The sequence below is a fragment of the Streptomyces rugosispiralis genome (assembly GCF_024505145.1).
Taxonomy (GTDB): Bacteria; Actinomycetota; Actinomycetes; order Streptomycetales; family Streptomycetaceae; genus Streptomyces; species Streptomyces rugosispiralis.
The window spans coordinates 110,228-127,543 of record NZ_JANIAA010000002.1; the positions used below are offsets into that span (position 1 = coordinate 110,228).

14 protein-coding genes are annotated in these 17,316 nt (G+C 71.1%); 10 read left to right on the forward strand and 4 right to left on the reverse strand.

Features of this window, described 5'->3' with window-relative positions:
- Positions 1–138 precede the first annotated feature (138 nt).
- The gene (locus NP777_RS04510) at positions 139–1,023 is read left to right on the forward strand and encodes a LysR family transcriptional regulator (protein ID WP_256648718.1); all 885 of its coding nucleotides are present in this window, start codon (positions 139–141) and stop codon (positions 1,021–1,023) included.
- Here NP777_RS04510 and NP777_RS04515 read toward each other — a convergent pair.
- Entirely contained in the window at positions 998–3,133 is a 2,136-nt protein-coding gene (locus NP777_RS04515; protein ID WP_256648719.1) for an alpha-galactosidase, read from the reverse strand. The two genes, NP777_RS04510 and NP777_RS04515, sit on opposite strands and share 26 nt — an antisense overlap.
- A gap of 232 nt (positions 3,134–3,365) precedes the next feature.
- On the opposite strand from NP777_RS04515, the gene NP777_RS04520 reads away from it, so the two are divergent.
- From NP777_RS04520 to NP777_RS04535, 4 genes are all read left to right on the forward strand, one after another.
- A complete protein-coding gene (locus NP777_RS04520) occupies positions 3,366–4,541 on the forward strand; it encodes an ROK family transcriptional regulator (RefSeq protein ID WP_256648720.1) in 1,176 nt (391 codons plus the stop codon).
- Between the two features lie 307 nt (positions 4,542–4,848).
- On the forward strand, positions 4,849–6,675 hold the full coding sequence (locus NP777_RS04525; RefSeq protein WP_256648721.1) for an alpha-galactosidase D: 1,827 nt from the start codon (positions 4,849–4,851) through the stop codon (positions 6,673–6,675).
- Between the two features lie 69 nt (positions 6,676–6,744).
- Entirely contained in the window at positions 6,745–9,192 is a 2,448-nt protein-coding gene (locus NP777_RS04530) for a glycosyl hydrolase family 95 catalytic domain-containing protein (RefSeq protein WP_256648722.1), read from the forward strand.
- Positions 9,189–10,406 (forward strand): SGNH/GDSL hydrolase family protein, encoded by a 1,218-nt coding sequence (locus NP777_RS04535; protein WP_256648723.1) that lies wholly within the window; start codon positions 9,189–9,191, stop codon positions 10,404–10,406. Before NP777_RS04530 ends, NP777_RS04535 begins: the two co-directional genes overlap by 4 nt.
- Before the next feature lie 431 nt (positions 10,407–10,837).
- On the opposite strand, the gene NP777_RS04540 is transcribed toward NP777_RS04535, so the two are convergent.
- Positions 10,838–11,290, reverse strand: coding sequence for a DUF6924 domain-containing protein (locus NP777_RS04540; RefSeq protein ID WP_256648724.1), 453 nt, complete (start codon positions 11,288–11,290; stop codon positions 10,838–10,840).
- Between the two features lie 119 nt (positions 11,291–11,409).
- Entirely contained in the window at positions 11,410–12,543 is a 1,134-nt protein-coding gene (locus NP777_RS04545; RefSeq protein ID WP_256648725.1) for an FAD-dependent oxidoreductase, read from the reverse strand.
- A 141-nt stretch (positions 12,544–12,684) separates the two neighbouring features.
- Here NP777_RS04545 and NP777_RS04550 point away from each other — a divergent pair, with 141 nt between their 5' ends.
- From NP777_RS04550 to NP777_RS04570, 5 genes are all read left to right on the forward strand, one after another.
- Positions 12,685–13,398, forward strand: coding sequence for a TetR/AcrR family transcriptional regulator (locus NP777_RS04550; protein WP_256648726.1), 714 nt, complete (start codon positions 12,685–12,687; stop codon positions 13,396–13,398).
- Between the two features lie 97 nt (positions 13,399–13,495).
- Positions 13,496–13,951 carry a MarR family winged helix-turn-helix transcriptional regulator gene (locus NP777_RS04555; RefSeq protein WP_256648727.1) on the forward strand — a complete coding sequence of 152 codons (456 nt, stop codon included), beginning with the start codon at positions 13,496–13,498 and terminating at the stop codon, positions 13,949–13,951.
- The gene (locus NP777_RS04560; RefSeq protein ID WP_256648728.1) at positions 13,948–14,802 is read left to right on the forward strand and encodes an ABC transporter ATP-binding protein; all 855 of its coding nucleotides are present in this window, start codon (positions 13,948–13,950) and stop codon (positions 14,800–14,802) included. The genes NP777_RS04555 and NP777_RS04560 overlap by 4 nt, the downstream gene beginning before the upstream one ends.
- Complete coding sequence (locus NP777_RS04565; protein ID WP_256648729.1) at positions 14,762–15,631, forward strand: ABC transporter permease; 870 nt, start codon at positions 14,762–14,764, stop codon at positions 15,629–15,631. The genes NP777_RS04560 and NP777_RS04565 overlap by 41 nt, the downstream gene beginning before the upstream one ends.
- A gap of 88 nt (positions 15,632–15,719) precedes the next feature.
- A complete protein-coding gene (locus NP777_RS04570; protein ID WP_256648730.1) occupies positions 15,720–16,160 on the forward strand; it encodes a DUF7919 family protein in 441 nt (146 codons plus the stop codon).
- A gap of 61 nt (positions 16,161–16,221) precedes the next feature.
- On the opposite strand, the gene NP777_RS04575 is transcribed toward NP777_RS04570, so the two are convergent.
- Positions 16,222–17,226 (reverse strand): MFS transporter, encoded by a 1,005-nt coding sequence (locus NP777_RS04575; protein ID WP_256648731.1) that lies wholly within the window; start codon positions 17,224–17,226, stop codon positions 16,222–16,224.
- Positions 17,227–17,316 lie beyond the last annotated feature (90 nt).

The window sequence follows — 17,316 nt, forward strand, 5'->3', positions numbered from 1 at the left end:
CGGGGGCGGGCTCCGTTGCGCAGCGGCGATGGACAGTGGTTCTCGGTTCTTCAGTCACACCGCGATTCCACTGCCGGGGCGCCACGACCGTCCAAGACTTCTTCGGCGATCTCAATACCGGATGGGTATCGTTGCACCATGGAGCTACGTACGCTGCGCTATTTCGTGGCGGTCGCCGAGGAACTCCACTTCGGCCGGGCCGCCGTCCGGCTGCACATGAGCCAGCCGCCACTGAGCCGGGCGATCAAGCAGCTGGAGACCGAGCTGGGCGCCGCGCTGTTCCACCGGTCGTCCGCCGGTGTCACGCTCACTCCGGTGGGGGCCGTGCTGCTCGATGAGGCGCGCGACCTGCTCGACCACGCCGACCGGGTACGCGTACGCGTGGCCGCGGCGACCGGCGCCGCGAGCCTCACCGTGGGCATCCTGGGGGACAGCGCCGACCCGGACGCCACCCGGCTGGCCGGCGCCTACCATCGGCGGCACCCGGACGTCGAGGTCCACATCCGCGAGACCGACCTGACCGATCCCACCTGCGGGCTGCACGCCGGGCTGGTGGACATCGCCCTGACCCGCGGGCCATTCGACGAAACCGGCCTGACCGTGTGCGAGCTGCGCGCCGACCCGGTGGGCGCGCTGCTGCGCGCCGACGATCCGCTGGCCCGCCGCGACAGCCTGAAACTGGCCGACCTGGCGGACCGCCGCTGGTTCCTGTTCCCGGAGGGCACCGACCCCGACTGGCAGTCGTACTGGAACGGCGGGGAGCCCCGTGAGGGCCCGGTGGTGCGTGGTGTCCAGGAATGCCGGCAAGCGGTGCTGTGGAACGGCACGGTCGGCATGACGCCCGTGGACCACGAGCCGCCGGACGGGCTCACCGTGGTGCCGCTGATCGACATGGAGCCGAGCCGCGTGGTGGTGGCGTGGAACGAGGCCGATACGAACCCCCTGATCCGCTCGTTCGTCCAGATCGCCACCGCCGCCTACCGTGGCGGTGGCGGTGCTACGTCTCGTCCTGCCCCATCCTGACCAGGTGCACGGCCGTGCTCGCCCAGTCACCGGGCCGCAGGTCCGGGCGGAACCCGTACTCGGCCAGCACGGTGGCGTGGTGCGTCTCGCCGGTGCGGGTGTCGCGGTAGCGGGCGCCGGGGGTGAGCCCGCGCAGCCGCACCGGCGGCCGCGGGACTCCGTGGCGCGGGCCGCGCTGCCAGGCCAGCACCAGGGCCTCGGTGCCGTCCTCGGCGGCGTACTGCACCACGGTCGGGGGTTCGCCGTGCGGTCCGGACAGCCGGTACAGGACGCCGTGCTGGACGAGGTGGCGCACCCGCTTGTACTCGGCCACCAGCTCGGCGCCCTCGGCGAGTTCCTCCTCGGACCAGCGGGCGAGATCCCCGCCGATGCCCAGCAACCCGCACATCGCCACATGGAAGCGGAACCTCAACGGCACGGAGCGGGAGGTGAGTTGATTGGGCACATCGGTCACCCACGCGGACATCGCCCGCGCCGGGTGGAGCTGACCGAAGCCGTGCTGGATGACCAGACGGTCGACGGCGTCGGTGTTGTCCGACACCCACGCCTGGTCCGTACGGGTGAGGATGCCCAGATCCACGCGTCCGCCACCGCCGCTGCACGTCTCGATGCGCAGCCCGGCGTGGTCGGCCCGCAGCCGGTCGAGGACGCCGTACAGATTGGCCACGTAGCGCGTCCACAGCCGGTCGTGGCCGTCCGGAGCGCCGGGCCACCCGGCCTCGCTGAAGGCGCGGTTCATGTCCCACTTGAGGAAGTCGACGCCGTGGTCCGCGACCAGCCGGGTCAGCCAGCCGTGGGCCCAGTCGGCGACGTCGTCGCGGGCGAAGTTCAGGACGAGTTGGTTGCGCAGCTCGCTGCGGGCCCGGCCGGGAGTGTGCAGCACCCAGTCGGGGTGCTCGCGATAGAGGTCGCTGTCGGGGTTGACCATCTCCGGCTCCACCCAGATACCGAAGCGCATGCCCAGCCGGTGCACCGTGTCGGCCAGCGGGCCGAGGCCCCGGGGGAAGCGCTCCGGGGCCGGGGTCCAGTCGCCCAGGCCCGCGTGGTCGCTGCGCCGGGCCCCGAACCAGCCGTCGTCGACCACGTACAGCTCCACGCCCAGGGCGGCGGCCCGCTCGGCGAGCGCCTTCTGGTTCGCCTCGTCCACATCGAAGCCGGTGGCCTCCCAGGAGTTGTAGAGCACGGGCGCCACCTCCCGCCCGTGCGGCAGGACATGGCGCAGCGTGTAGGCGTGCCAGGCCCGGCTCGCCGCGCCGAACCCGCCGTCCGTGAACAGCCCGGCGAACACCGGGGTGGCGAACTCCTCGCCCGGCCCGAGCGGCACGCAGGTGCCCTCGTGGCCGACGCCACCGGTGAAACCGGCGCGTCCGTCCGGTGTGCGCTGCGCGGTGATACGCCAACTCCCGCTCCAGGCGAGGGCCGCGCCGAAGACCCGGCCGTGCTCCTCGTCGGCGTCGCCCTCGTCCACCATCACCCAGGGACTGGCGTGATGGCTGGTGATGCCACGTCGGCTGGTCAGCACGGTCTCCCCGTGCGGCAGACGCTCGCGGCGCAGCTGACTCTCCGCGGACCACTGGCCGGTGACATGGCTGAGCCGGTAGTCGGCCAGCGGCGGCAGCGACCAGGCCGCCGAGTCCGCGCGCAGCAGGCTGACACGCTGCTCACCCTCGTTGCGCAGCACCGTCCAGCGCTCGATGACATCCGTGTCGTCCCGCACCCGGTAGTGGAGCGCGACGCGCAGCGGATAGTGGCGGTCGCGGAATTCCAGACGGAGTTCGCCGCTGCCATCGGAGGGTGTGAGGACGCGGTGCCCGGTCGGCTGCCACTCGAAGCCGCGTGAGCCATCCGGGTAGCGGATCTGGAGGGATGGCGCACCGTAGCGCGTGCCGCCGTCCACCGGCAGTTCCTCACCCACCGCGGGCCGTCCCTCGAAGCTGCTCGCCGCCTCCCCGGCGGGCACGACCAGCGCCTCCGCTTCGCGCGACGTCAGCCGTGGCCCCCAGGCGAGGTGGCAGGGCGCCCCCGTCCCGTCGATGTGCACGGCGTACGAGGTGCGGGGCGTGGTCAGCAGCCAGACCCCGGTGTCCGGGGCATGGGAGATCGTCGGCATCGGGCCTCACGTTCGTAGGACGGCGGGGGAGCGGCGGGGGCGCGTACGGATGTGGGGCGCTCGGCGAGCGGGAGAAGAGGGTCGCCCCGTAAGCCAACGAGACCTTCGATCACATGTCAACACCCCCGTGTGAGTCGGGCTTTGGAAGCGACATCGGGGCTCACAGGCAATTCTCAGGAGATTCTTGCTTCTTTCATTGACAGCGGAAAATAAGGAGCCTAGGTTCCCGGCCATGTCCTCGCCCTCCGCTGTCGAGTCGTTCCCGGCGCATACGTCGGCCGCCTCGCAGATCTTCACCACGGTCCTGTCGCAGGGCCCCCTCACCCGCCTGGAAGTGGCGCGGCGGGCGGGGCTGTCGGCCGCGGCCGTCACCAAGGCGGTCCGTCCCCTGATCGAGGCCGGCTACCTGGTGGAGGACGTGGACGAGGACTCGCGCCCGGCGCTCGGGCGGCCCGCGAACCTGGTACGGGTGGATGGCGGCCGCGCGCTGTTCATCGGGGTCAAGGTGACCGGGGACGCCATCATCGGCGTCCTCACCGACCTGTGCTGCCGGATCCTCGTCGCCCGGCACATCCCCCTCGCCGCCCGCGACCCGAAGGCGGTGCTGGGGACGGCCGCGGAACTCGTACGGGAGTTGCTCATCGAGGCGGACGGGCTCGGCGTGCGCGTGGCGGGCCTTGGCATGGCCGTCTCCGGCGATGTGGACCGTGCCGAGGGCGTGGTGCGCTATTCGCCCTTCCTGGAGTGGCGCGAGCTGCCACTCGCCGAACTCGCCGCCATGACCACGGGCCTGCCGGTGACCGTCGACAACGACGTGCGTGCGCTGACCGTGGCCGAGCAGTGGTTCGGGGCGGGCGTGGGACTGTCCGGCTTCGCCGTCGTGACGGTCGGCGCGGGCATCGGCTGCGGTCTCGTGGTCCACGGCAGGGTGGTGGCCGGGGCCCATGGCGTGGCCGGCGAGATCGGACACGTCACCGTCGACCCGGCGGGCCCCCGCTGCCACTGCGGCAACCGTGGCTGTGTGGAGGCCATCGCGAGCGACGACGCCATCGTCCGTCAGGTCCGCGCGGCCACCGGGGTCCAGGTGGCCGACGCGATCGAGGCGGCCGGACTGGCTCACGACGGGATCGCCGGCGCACGGGAGGTCTACGCACGGGCGGGGGACGCCATCGGCCGCGGTATCGCCACCGTGGCCAATCTCCTCGGCCCCGAACGTGTGATCATCTCCGGCGAGGGCCTGGCCGCCTACGACCTGTTCGCCGACCACATCCGTGACGCCTTCGCCACGGCGGCCTTCGGCTCCGCGGCGCGGTGCGACGTATGGACCCGGCCGCTGCCCTTCGACGAGTGGGCCCGCGGAGCCGCGGCCACCGCCATCCAGTCCTTCATCAGATCGGACGCGAACTAGTGCCGCGTCAGCCAAGGTTTGCCCCGCTCGCCGCCCTGGCACGGCCATCTGCGGCGTTGCCGAACCGACCGAGTAGGCCCACTACGAGGCCGATTCGGCGCCTTGCAGCTGACCGCACCAGGACGCCTCGCTACCGGGCAAACCTTGACTGACGCGGCACTAGCGCGGGCCGCCATTCCCCCACCGCCGGTTGAGAGCGGGCCGAGAGCCGGTTGGGACAAGGCCAGCCTCCGCCGCCGTACCCCCGAACCCCGCCGCATCTCCCCGCCACCCCGTTCCCCGGACCACACCCCCAGGAGGCAGACCCATGCGGTCACCCTCGTACCCCGTCATGCCCGTACGCGCTCTGAGACCCCTTGTCGTCCTGGCCCTCGCCGCGGGCCTCGCCACCGCCGCCCCGGCCGCGCGGGCACAGCCCGAAGACGGCGACGCCACCGCGGCCACCCCGGCGGCATCGGCCACCGCCGCCAAGCCCTATATGGGCTGGACCAGTTGGAGCATGCAGTCGTCGAAGTACCCGGGCCTCAACCCGAACGGCGACTACAGCTACCTCACCGAGGCGAACGTCCTCAAGCAGACCGACGCGCTCGCCGCCAAGCTCAAGAAGTACGGCTACGAGTACATCAACATCGATGCCGGCTGGTGGCGCGACTACGCGTGGACACCCGAGTTCGACAAGTACGGCCGGCAGCAGGCCGACCCCGTGCGCTTCCCGAGCGGCATGAAGCCGGTCGCCGACCGCATCCACGCCAAGGGCCTCAAGGCCGGGATCTATCTGCCCGTCGGCCTGGAGAAGGAGGCGTACGGCGGCGGCAAGGTGCCGATCTGGAACGCCGCGGGCTGCACCACCGCCGACATCGTCTATGACGATCTGCGCACCACCAACGGCTGGGACAGCGCGTACAAGATCGACTTCTCCGATCCCTGCGCACAGAAGTACATCGACTCCCAGGCGCGGATGTTCGCCGACTGGGGCTATGACTTCCTCAAGCTCGACGGTGTGGGCCCCGGCTCCTTCAAGAGCGGCGACAACTACGACAACGTCGCCGACGTGGCCGCCTGGCAGAAGGCCATCTCCGCCACCGGCCGCCCGATTCACCTGGAGCTGTCCTGGTCGCTGGACATCGGACACGCCGGCGACTGGAAGAAGCACTCCAACGGCTGGCGCGTCGACACCGACGTCGAGTGCTACTGCAACACGCTCGTCAGCTGGGAGAACTCCGTCGACGACCGCTGGGACGACACCCCGGCCTGGACCCGGCACGCCGGCCCCGGCGGCTGGAACGATCTCGACTCCCTCGACGTGGGCAACGGCGAGATGGACGGCCTGACCAAGGCCGAGCGGCAGAGCTACGCCACGTTGTGGGCGATCGCCAAGTCCCCGCTCTACACCGGCGACGATGTGACCAAGCTGGACTCCTACGGGCTGTCGCTGCTGACCAACCGCGAGGTCATCGCCGTCAACCAGGGCGACGCGCCGCCCGCGCGGCCGGTCACACCGTCCGACCCCCAGCAGGTGTGGGCCGCGGAGAACCACGACGGCAGCTACACGGTCGCCCTGTTCAACCTCGCCGACAGGCCGGCCTCGGTGACCGCCGACTGGTCGACGCTGGGCTTCACCGGCAAGGCCGCGGTCCGGGATCTGTGGAACCACGAGAGCCTCGGCACTCACAAGGACCGGATCACCCAGGCCCTGCCCGCCCACGGCTCCCGTCTCTTCACCGTCACCCCGCACGGCGACGCGCTCACATGGACCGGTATCGAGGCCGAGTCCCCCGCGAACACCCTCGGCGGCAACGCCTCCGTGGCCGACTGCGCGGCCTGCTCGGACGGCCACAAGGTCGGCAACCTCTACACCGGGTCCGAGCTGACCGTCAACAACGTCGTCGTGGACAAGGCCGGCACCTACCAGATCAAGGTGGCCTACGTCAGCGGTGACGCCCGCTCCGCGGAGATCTCGGCCAACGGCGGCGGCGCCACCCGCCACAAGTTCCCCTCGACAGGCGACTGGTCCACCGTCAATAGTGTCCACGTTCCGGTGACGCTCAAGGCCGGCTCCAACACCATCACGTTCGACAGCGGTTCCGGCTACGCACCGGACATCGACCGGATCGACGTACCGAAGTCCTCCTGAACACCAAGGGGCCCGGCCCCTCGGCCGGGCCCCTTGCCGATCTGCCGATCTCAGACGCCTGGAGCCGCCATGAACCCCCGCCCGACCGACGCCGGCAGAGACCCCGACGGCGACCCTGCCGGAGACCTCAACGGAGACCCCGGCAGAGACCCCGGCAGAGACCCCAGCAGACGAACCGCGCTGTCCCTCGCGGCGACGGCCGGACTCACCCTGGCCCTCGGCGCCCTGCCCGCCTTCACCGCCTCCGCCGCGCCCCGGCGCCCGGCCGACACCGCGCCGCTCACCGGCACCTCACACGACGAGCTGTGGTGGCGGGCCCCCGGCGACGAGGGCTCCCTGATCGAGCAGGGTCTGCCGGTCGGCAACGGCCGCCTCGGCGCCCTCGCGAGCAACGACCCCGGCCGCGAGCTGCTGCTGATCACCGACGCCACGATGTGGACCGGCGGCCTCAACGACACCCTCGACTCCGACGGCCAATTCCCCTACGGACGCGACGACTTCGGCTCCTTCACCCTGCTCGCCCGGCTCACCGTGGACATCCCCGACCACGACCTGTCCGGCGTCAACGGCTACCGGCGCGCCCTGGACCTCGCGCAGGGAGTGGTCACCAGCTCCTATGTCCGCTCCGGTGTCACCTACCGGCGCCAGATCTTCGCCAGCCACCCCGATGACACGATCGTCCTGCACTTCACGCAGAGCGGCGGCGGCCGCTACACCGGCAGCGTCACCCTCGAGGGCACCCACGGCGAGAAGCCCTCGCACGCCGGGTCGTTCGGCGCGTCCTTCCCCAACGGCCTGCGGTACGGCGCGGCGGTCACCGCGTACGGAAGCGGCGGCCGGGTCCGGGTCAACGGCACTCGCGTCGACTTCTCCGGCTGCACGGACCTCACGGTGGTGGTCAGCGGCGGCACCAACTACGCGCCCGACGCCGACAGCGGCTACCGCGACCCCACCCTCGACCCCGAGAAGCTGGCCCGTACGAAGGTGCTCGCCGCCGCCCGCCACTCGGCGGACACTCTGCGGCGCACCCATATCGCCGACTACCGCCGCCTGTACGAGCGGTTCACCCTCTCGCTCGGCACCTCCACGGACGCCCAGCGCTCCCTGGACACCTGGCAGCGCCTCACCGCTCGTGCCCGGGACGGTGTGCCCGACCCCGAACTGGAAGCGGCCTACCTCCAGTTCAGCCGCTATCTGATGATCTCCGGCTCGCGCGACAGCCTCCCCCTGAACCTCCAGGGCCTGTGGCTGGACGGCAACGACCCGGACTGGATGGGCGACTACCACACCGACATCAACATCCAGATGAACTACTGGATGGCCGACCGTGCGGGGCTCTCCCCGTGCTTCGACGCGTTCGCCGACTACTGCCTCGCCCAGCTGCCGTCCTGGGCCGAGCTCACCCACGGCCTCTTCAACGACCCGCGCAACCGCTACCGCAACTCCACGGAGAAGGTCGCCGGCTGGACCGTGGCCTTCTCCACCAACATCCACGGCGGAAGCGGCTGGTGGTGGCATCCCGCGAGCAACGCCTGGCTGAGCAACAGCCTGTACGAGCACTACGAGTACACCCAGTCGCGGGCGTATCTGGCGAAGATCTACCCGCTGCTCAAGGGCGCCTGTGAGTTCTGGGAGGCGCGGCTGCTCACCACCACCCTCCCCGGCACCTCCGGGGAGGTGCTGATCGACGACAGGGACTGGTCGCCCGAACACGGCCCGCAGGACGCCAAGGGCATCACCTACGCCCAGGAGCTGGTGTGGGCGCTGTTCGGCAACTTCGCCGCCGCGGCCGCCGAGCTGAAGCGGGACACCGCCTACGCGGAGACGATCGCCTCGCTGCGGAAGAAGCTGTACCTCCCGGAGGTGAGCCCGAAGACCGGCCGGCTCCAGGAGTGGATGTCCCCCGACAACCTCGGGGAGACCACCCACCGCCATCTGTCCCCGCTGATCGGTCTGTTCCCGGGCGACCGTATCCGCCCCGACGGCTCCACTCCCCAGGAGATCGTGGACGGGGCCACCGCCCTGCTCACCGCGCGCGGTATGAACAGCTTCGGCTGGGCCAACGCCTGGCGGGCCGCGTGCTGGGCGCGGCTGAAGGACGCCGACACGGCGTACCAGCTCGTGGTCAACAACCTCCGCCCCTCCACCGACGGCAGTAACGGCACCGCGTTCAACCTCTTCGACATCTACGAGGTGGAGAAGGGGCGTGGCATCTTCCAGATCGACGCCAACTTCGGCACCCCGGCCGCCATGAGCGAGATGCTGCTGTACTCCCGCCCCGGCCACCTGGAACTGCTCCCCGCCCTGCCCGACGCCTGGGCCGTGTCCGGCTCGGTCACCGGGCTGGCCGCGCGGGGTGGCTTCGTCGTCGATCTGCGCTGGGAGCACGGGGTGCCGACGTCCGTCACGATCCGCAGCGTCGGCGGCCGGACCACGACGGTGGCCCACGGCTCCACCTCCCGCACGGTCCGCCTGGCGCCCGGCGGGTCCGTCACGCTGAAGGGGTTCGCCCGATGACGGCTCGCCCGATGACGGCTCGCCGTGCCGCCGTCGGTGGCCTGGGTGTGGCACTGCTCGCGGCCGCCGCGCTGTACGCCACACCCGCCGCGGCGGCGGGCGGCCGACATGACGTCGTCACCTGGGCGGCGAGCGCGGATCGCGTAGGAGACGGGACACCGGACCGGGGCTACCGGATGGTCGTGCACACCAGCGTCGGCGGAAGCGATCTGCGCATCCGCCTCTCCAACGCCTTCGGCGACCGGCCGCTGACCCTCGACGGCGTTTACGTCGGCGTGCAGAAGGCGGGCGCCGAGCTGAAGCGGGGCAGCAACCGGCGGTTGACCTTCGGCGGCGGGGACACCGTCACCATCCCGGCGGGCGAGGTGGTGTTCAGCGACGCCCTGCCCGGCGGTCTGCCCGCCGCCACCAATCTCGTCGTCAGCCTTCACACGCCCGACGCGGCCGGTCCGGCGACGGGACACGGGATGGCGATGCAGACGTCGTACACGACCCAGGGCGATCACACGGGGGAGGAGAGCGCCGCACACTGGACGGACACCACCGGCTCCTGGTTCTACCTCGACGCCGCCACCGTCCGGACCTCCGCCGCGACCGGTGCCGTGGCCGCGCTCGGCGACTCCATCACCGACGGCTGGCAGTCCACCACCGACCTCAATCGCCGCTGGCCCGACTACCTCTCGCGCCGGTTGCGGCAGGCGGCCACCGGCGTCAAGGGAGTGGCGAACGAGGGGATCTCCGGCAACAAGGTGCTCGCCGACGGCGCCGGGCAGAGCGCCCTGAACCGGCTCGACCGCGATGTCCTGTCCCTCCCGGGTGTGCGGACCGTGTTCCTCTTCGAGGGGGTCAACGACATCAAGGCGCACACCGGTGTCACCGCCGCGGACATGATCGCCGGCTACCGCCGGATCATCGAGCGGGCGCACGCGGCCGGCCTGTGCGTGGTCGGCGCCACCGTCGGGCCCTTCAAGGGCTGGAGCGAATGGGACGCGGCCGCGGAAGGGGTGCGCCAGGAGGTCAACGCCTACGTCCGGAACAGCGGCGAGTTCGACGCGGTGACCGACTTCGACCGCGCCCTGCGCAGCCCCTACGACCCCGAGCGCATCCTGCCGTTCTTCGACAACGGCGACCATCTCCACCCCAACGACAAGGGGATGCAGGCGCTGGCCGACGCCATCGACCTCACGGCACTCGACTGCGCCGACGGCCCCTGAGACCCGTTCGACCCGCCGGGCCCGGCGGTCAGGTGGCCGGCTCATGACTCCCAGGGCCAGGACGCGAGCAACTGAGGCGCCCGGAGCACGGCTCCGGGCGCCTGTCTCACTGCTCGCCCGGACGGCACGCCGGGGGCGGGGAAGCCCGCCACCGTGAAGCCGCCGCCCGGCATGGCGCGCCGGCCGACTCGTCTCCAGGGCCTGGAGCAGGTCGGCCCCGAACGGATGCGCGACACCGACGGCGCGCTCCAGGGCGAAGAACGCCCTCGCGATCAGCGGCCCGCGCACGGCGGGCAGCGTCACATGCCAGAACACCCGCGGCGGCTTCGCGCCCAGCCCCGCGGCGAGCCCGAGCGCCGCGTACTCGGGACCCCGGTGAGCATGCCTTGCTCCATCGGCGCATGTGGTGCATGTGGTGCATTGATGGGCGATCACAGGCGGAGAACGCCGTCCGTGGCGAGTGACGCGTGATACGCGAATTCCCAGAAGTCCATATGTCCGATGGCCAGGTTGACATGCATCAAATTGACTTCCGGGGGCAACAGACGGAACTCGCGGGGGAGTTCTGTGTCTCCGTCCTCCAACTCCTGGCCTCTCGTCGACACCGCGAGCAGGGTGTGCTCGCCCGTCATGGTGGCGGCATCGGCCAAGAACACGACTTCCAGCGCTGGTTCGGCGGCGACGGCGGAGAGTACGTCATCCGGAGTCGCCCCGGCGAACGCACGGTTGTCGACCAGGTAGGTGCGCACCTCGAATCCGTTGTCATCGCGCTGATTGAGCAGGTCGACGACGGCCCACCATGCTGCGTCGTCCGAATGGTCCGTGCGCACGACAAGGGCTTCGGATTCGAAATCGTGATGCGTGAAATCGATGGCTGGGAGCATGGAGGGATTGTGCATGGGAAATCCTCTAGTCGCCTTCCGGTGGGAACCGCGGGGGTGTGACCGAGTGTGCCGGGAACGTCCAGTTCAGGGAGTCGCCCTTCGGTGTGGCGTGGGACAACCTATGCCTTCCGGGGTCGCTCCGGGTTCGGGACGAAGGCGGGTAGCGCGGCGAGGCTGTGGCGCACGGCCTCGCCCCCGTACTCGAACATCTGACGCTCGTAGTCGCCGACCGCGCCGAGGAGGTCCTGGCGGCGCTCGACGGCCTCGATCAGGCAGCGGCGCAGCAGGTCGGCGTCGCGCAGGGCGGTGTTCGCGCCGTTGCCGCCGGTCGGGGACGTGGCGTGGATGGCGTCTCCGAGCAGCGTGACCGGACCGGGCGCCCAGCGCTCGCGGGGCTCGACCACCCGGATGGACAGCAGGGTGCTGTTGTCCGGGTCGGCCTGCTCGATGAGCGCCCGCAGGTCCGGATGCCAGCCCTCCATCCTGGACAGCACGGCCTCCTGCGCGGTCGGGGTGCCGAGTGAGCCGTTAGGTGGCAGGAGCATGGCCCAGCGCACGTAGTCGCGGACATCGGGGAGGGTCACGTCGGGTGCCAGTTCCTCGGCCGCCTGCTTCGGCGGGGTGCGGAAACGCATCGCTCCCAGCATCAGGCTCACCCCGTCCCCGGCGATCTTCGAGCCGAAGGCCGGCTCCAGGGCGGCGAAGCGCTCGGTCAGCGGCGTACGGCCGATGACGAACCGGGTGCCGGTGTCGGTCGCGGTGGTCCGCGGCGAGAGCACCGCGCGGACGGCGGAGCCGACCCCGTCCGCCCCGACGAGCAGGTCGGCGGTGGCCGGGTCGCCGTGCGCGAAGCGGGCTTCGACCTTGCCGTCGTCCAGCACGTCGTAGCCGGTCAGCGCGGCCCCGGTGCGCACGGTGAGTCCGGTCAGCAGCAGGTGCCGCAGCACGTGCCGGTCGATCGCGATCCCGCTCCTGCCGGGACCGAGCTCGCCGATCCGGTTCAGCCGGGCGTCCAGGATCAGCTGCCCGGCATGGACGTCACCGACGATCGCGTCCAGCAGCGGGTGCCAGCGCGCCGGCAGGCAGCCGCGCAGCGCCTCGAACCCCGTCGGGCTCAGCAAGAGCCGGTAGCCCTGGAACCGCGCGGTGATCGCCGGGTCCCGCTCGTACACGTCGGCCTCGATCCCGGCACCACGCAGGCCCTGTGCCAGGCACAGACCTCCCAGACCGGCTCCGGCCACGGAAACTCGCATCACGCACCTCCTGAACGGACTTTCCGAACCCTGCTCAGGACCTGAGCGGGGGTACGCGAGCCACGACACGAACTTAGTTCTTCACGCACGATCTAAGATCTACTGAGCGAACTTAGATCGTGTCAAGCTATGGTGAGCGGTATGCCCTCCGATCCCCGGCAACGCCGAGCAGCTCGTCACGCCCAGCCCCCTGGGGAGCCCTCGGCGGCGTCGCCACGCAAGAAGCCCATCACGGTCGACCGGATCACCGACGCCGCCCTGCAAGTCGTGGCCGCCGAGGGCTACGAGGCGCTGACCATCCGCCGAGTCGCCGCGGTGCTCGGCACCGGGCCGTCGTCGCTGTACGCGCACATCGTCAGCAAAGAGGACATCGACGATCTGCTCGTCGGCCGGCTCTGCTCCGAGGTCGCGCTGCCCGAACCGGACCCGGCCACATGGCGCAAGCAGATCCTCGACGTGTACGCGCAGATCCGCGACCAGTACCTGAAATACCCCGGAGTCTCCCGTGCCGCGCTGGGCGCAGTCCCGACCAACCTCTCCACGCTGCGGGTCAAGGAAGGGCTTCTGGCGATCCTGCTGGCCGGCGGAATCGAACCGCGGAACGCCGCCTGGGCGCTCGATGCCCTGTCCCTCTACGTCAGCGCCTACGCCTTGGAGCAGTCGCTGGTCCAGCGGCGGCGCGGGCACCCGGACCAGGAATGGGTCCTTGGCCGCGAGGAGCTGATCCGCCGGTTCACCGCACTGCCGGCCGACTCGTTTCCGCAGATCCGACGCCATGCCGCCGAGCTGACCTCCGGCACCGGACACGACCGGTTCGAGTTCACCCTCGGACTGATCATGGACAACCTCACCTAGCTCCGGCCCCCGCACCGCGGCGTCGCCCAACTGCCGTGCGTCGAGGCCGAGTCGATCCGCCGCACTATTACCTCTCAGTGAGAGGTAAAGTGGGGGCATGGTCACAGAGGAGTTCCCCGACTCGTTCGCCGACGTACTGGGCGGCGTCCAGCGGCTCATCCGGCGGCGGCTGCGGGCCGGGATGACGGAGCCGCGGCTGCGTGGTGCCCAGGTGGAGCTGTTGCGGCTGGTCATGGCCCACCCCGGGATCCGGGTGTCGGCCGCGGCCAAGGAGCTCTACCTCGCGGGCAACTCGGTCTCCACCCTGGTCAACCAGCTGGTGAAGGCGGGCTATCTGCACCGCGAGACCGACCCCGAGGACCGGCGCTCCGCCCGGCTGACGGTCACCCCCGCCGCCGAGGCCCGGCTGCGGGAGTGGCGGGCACGGCGCGGCGCGCTGGTCCGCGAGCAGGTGGCGAAGCTGTCCGAGAGCGAGCGGGCGGCGCTGGCCGCGGCCGTTCCGGCGCTGCGCAAACTGGCCGAGAACCTTCATGAGGAGGTGGAAGGGATATGACCGACGTCCCGGAGAACACCGCCCCGGTCGCGCTCGCCTGCGAGGGCCTGCGCTACGCGTTCGGGGAGACCAGGGCGGTCGACGACCTGGAGCTGACGGTCCGGGCGGGCGAGGTCTTCGGCCTGCTCGGCCCCAATGGAGCGGGCAAGACCACCGCGATCCGCTGCATCACCACCCTGCTGCCGGTCCCCGCCGGCATGGTGCGGGTGTTCGGGCACGACGCGGCGAAGGAGCGGATGGCGGTCCGCCGGCTGCTGGGCTACGTACCGCAGCAGCTGTCCGCCGACGCAGGGCTCACCGGCCGGGAGAACGTGGAGCTGTTCGCCCGCGTCTTCGACGTCACCCGGCGGGAGCGGGCCGACCGCGTGGCGCGGGTGCTGGAGGCGGTCGGCCTCACCGCGGCGGCCGACCGGCTCGCCAAGACGTACTCCGGCGGCATGATCCGCCGCCTCGAACTGGCCCAGGCGCTGGTCAGCGCGCCCCGGCTGCTGATGCTGGACGAGCCGACGATCGGCCTGGACCCGATCGCCCGGACCAGCGTGTGGGAGCACATCAACGCGGTGCGGGCGGCCACCGGGATGACCGTGCTGGTCACCACCCACTACATGGACGAGGCCGACCAGTACTGCGACCGGGTCGCGCTGATGCACCGAGGCCGGATCCACGCCCTCGGAACGCCCCATGAACTCCGCTCCGAGCTGGCCGAACGCCGCCGGGCGGAGGGCGAGGCCGATCCCGGGCCGACGCTGGAGGACGTCTTCCGCGACGTCGCCGGCCGCGGCCTCGACGAGCAGGGAGGAGATTTCCGCGATGTCCGAAGCACCCGTCGCACCGCGTCCCGGGTCGGCTGATACCGCCGGGCTCGCGCCGGACGGCCGCCCCGATCCACTGCTGACCCCGCCGCGCGCCCGCACCGGCTGGCGGATGCTGCCCGCGCGGGTCGTGGCCATGTGCGTGGTCGAGCTCCAGAAGCTGCGGCATGACCGCACCGAGCTGTACACCCGGGCCGTCCAGCCCGCCCTCTGGCTGCTGATCTTCGGCGAGACCTTCACCCGGATCAAGGCCATACCGACCGGCGGCACACCGTACATCGACTATCTCGCGCCCGGCATCATCGCCCAGTCCGCGATGTTCATCGCCATCTTCTACGGGATCCAGATCATCTGGGAGCGAGACGCCGGGATCCTCACCAAACTGCTGGTCACCCCGACCCCGCGAGCCGCCCTCATCACCGGCAAGGCATTCGCCTCCGGGGTGAAGGCGCTGATCCAGGCGGTTGTGGTGATCGCCATCGCGGCGCTGCTGGGAGTGGCGCTGACCTGGAACCCGCTGCGGCTCCTCGGGGTGGCCGTCGCGGTGATCCTGGGCTCGGCCTTCTTCTCCTGCCTGTCCATGACCATCGCGGGGATCGTGCTGACCCGCGACCGGCTGATGGGCATCGGGCAGGCCATCACCATGCCGCTGTTCTTCGGCTCCAACGCGCTGTACCCGGTGGCCCTCATGCCCGGCTGGCTCCAGGCCGTCAGCAAGGCCAATCCACTGAGCTACCAGGTCGACGCGTTGCGCGGATTGCTGCTGGGCACCCCGCACCACCTCGCACTCGACTACGGAGTCCTGGCGCTGGCCGCGGCGGCCGGTATCGCGGCGGCCTCCTCGCTGCTGGGGCGGCTAGCGCGCTGACCCGCTCGATGCGCGCGGTGCCGCACACCGTACTGTCGCCGGGACAGCGGCCATCGGCGATGCCCCACGAGTACGAGAGGACCACGCGGTGCGGTACGAGGACGGCTCCCCTTACGCCTACACCCCCGGCATCGGGGTGCCCCAGGGCGTCCAGGCGGTCAATGTCGGATGGCTGGAGCGGCAGGAGGAGTTCCCCCGCGGTGAGGTGCCGACGGAATTCGTCCACGCGCTCGCGGTCCTCTGCCGGGACAACTCCACCAACCGCATGCGGGGTTGGCAGAGCTGCACCCTCCCGCACCCGGAGGGAAAGCCGCCCTATCCCGTCGTGGTGCACGTCGATGGCACCGAGGTCGCCCTCGGCAGCGCCGAGATCAGGCTCCTGGCCCGCGACGGCCGATGGCTCATCGCCCCCAATCTCGTCCTCCACTACGTGGCAGCCCACGGCTACCTCCCGCCACGGGAGTTCATCGAGGCGGTGACGGCAAGGCGGGCCATCCCGGAACCGCCCTCCGGGCTGCCGCGCCGCTAGCCGTCGGCGGCCGTCGGCCCACCGGCGAGGTCTGCCGCCCGATCACCTCGGACGCCGGCGTCTACCCGCGGCCGTCGGATTCGGCGGGACCGGGCTGGTTGATGCGGCGCCGCATCGCGGGGAGGCGGTTGGCGAGCAGGGCGATGCCGAGCATGTCGACGAGGGCGAGGGCCGCCATCGGCACCCAGGTGGCGGCCGGTCCATGGGCGAGAAGTGTGGTCATGAGGGCGGGCGTGACGACGTCGCCGATGCTGAAGGCCATTTGGGAGAGCGAGTTGTATCGGCCCCGACTCGTCGCCGTGGCACAGTCGTTGACGATGGGGGACACGATCAGGCTCTGGACGAGTTCGCCGAGGGTCACCAGGACGACCGCGGCGAAGGCGAGGCAGACCCCGACCGCCGACGGCACGTACGCACAGCACAGCACCGCCACAAACCCACCGCCGACGACGGCCTGCGAGGCCATCAGGCTGCCGCTTCGGCCGCGCCCCGTGATGGCGGCGCCCACGGGCGTGGCGCCCACCGCGCCGAGCACGGCGTTGACCGCGAGGACGGTGCCGGGTATCCACGGCGGCAGGTGCACGGTGTCGACCAGGAAGACGGGAACGCCGATGCCGAAGGCGAGCGAGAGCAGGGCGAGGCCGAAGTTGAGCACGACGAAGCCGAGGAAGGGCCGGTCCCGGAGGGTGCTCGCCCACCCGCTCGCGGGCGCGTGTTCCGACGGGGCGGCGTGCTCCGGTGTGGCGTTGGCGGAGACGGCGTGAGTGCCACCTGACGTGTCGAGCCGTGTCAGGATCGCCGCGGCGGCGAACGACAGGGCGTTGACGGCGACGATCGCGGTGTATCCGTTCGTCCCGCCGATCGCGACAGCGAGACTCGCGCCGAGAGCGCCGACGCCGAGTCCCGCATGGCGCAGTGAGGTGATCAGGGCGAACCAGGACTCCTGGCGCTCGCCCTCGGCGACGTCGTGCACCAGCGCCGGATAGGCCACCCAGAACGCGGAGTTGCCGAGCTGTACGACGACTGCGGCGATGAGCAGATGACCGAAGGAGTCGCCGGTGGCCACGGGCGTCGGGGAGCCATGCGCGCACTGCGGAACCCTTCGGGACGTCCCAGCCGCACCACGGTTCATGCGACCCCGCCCCGAAAAGGGCAA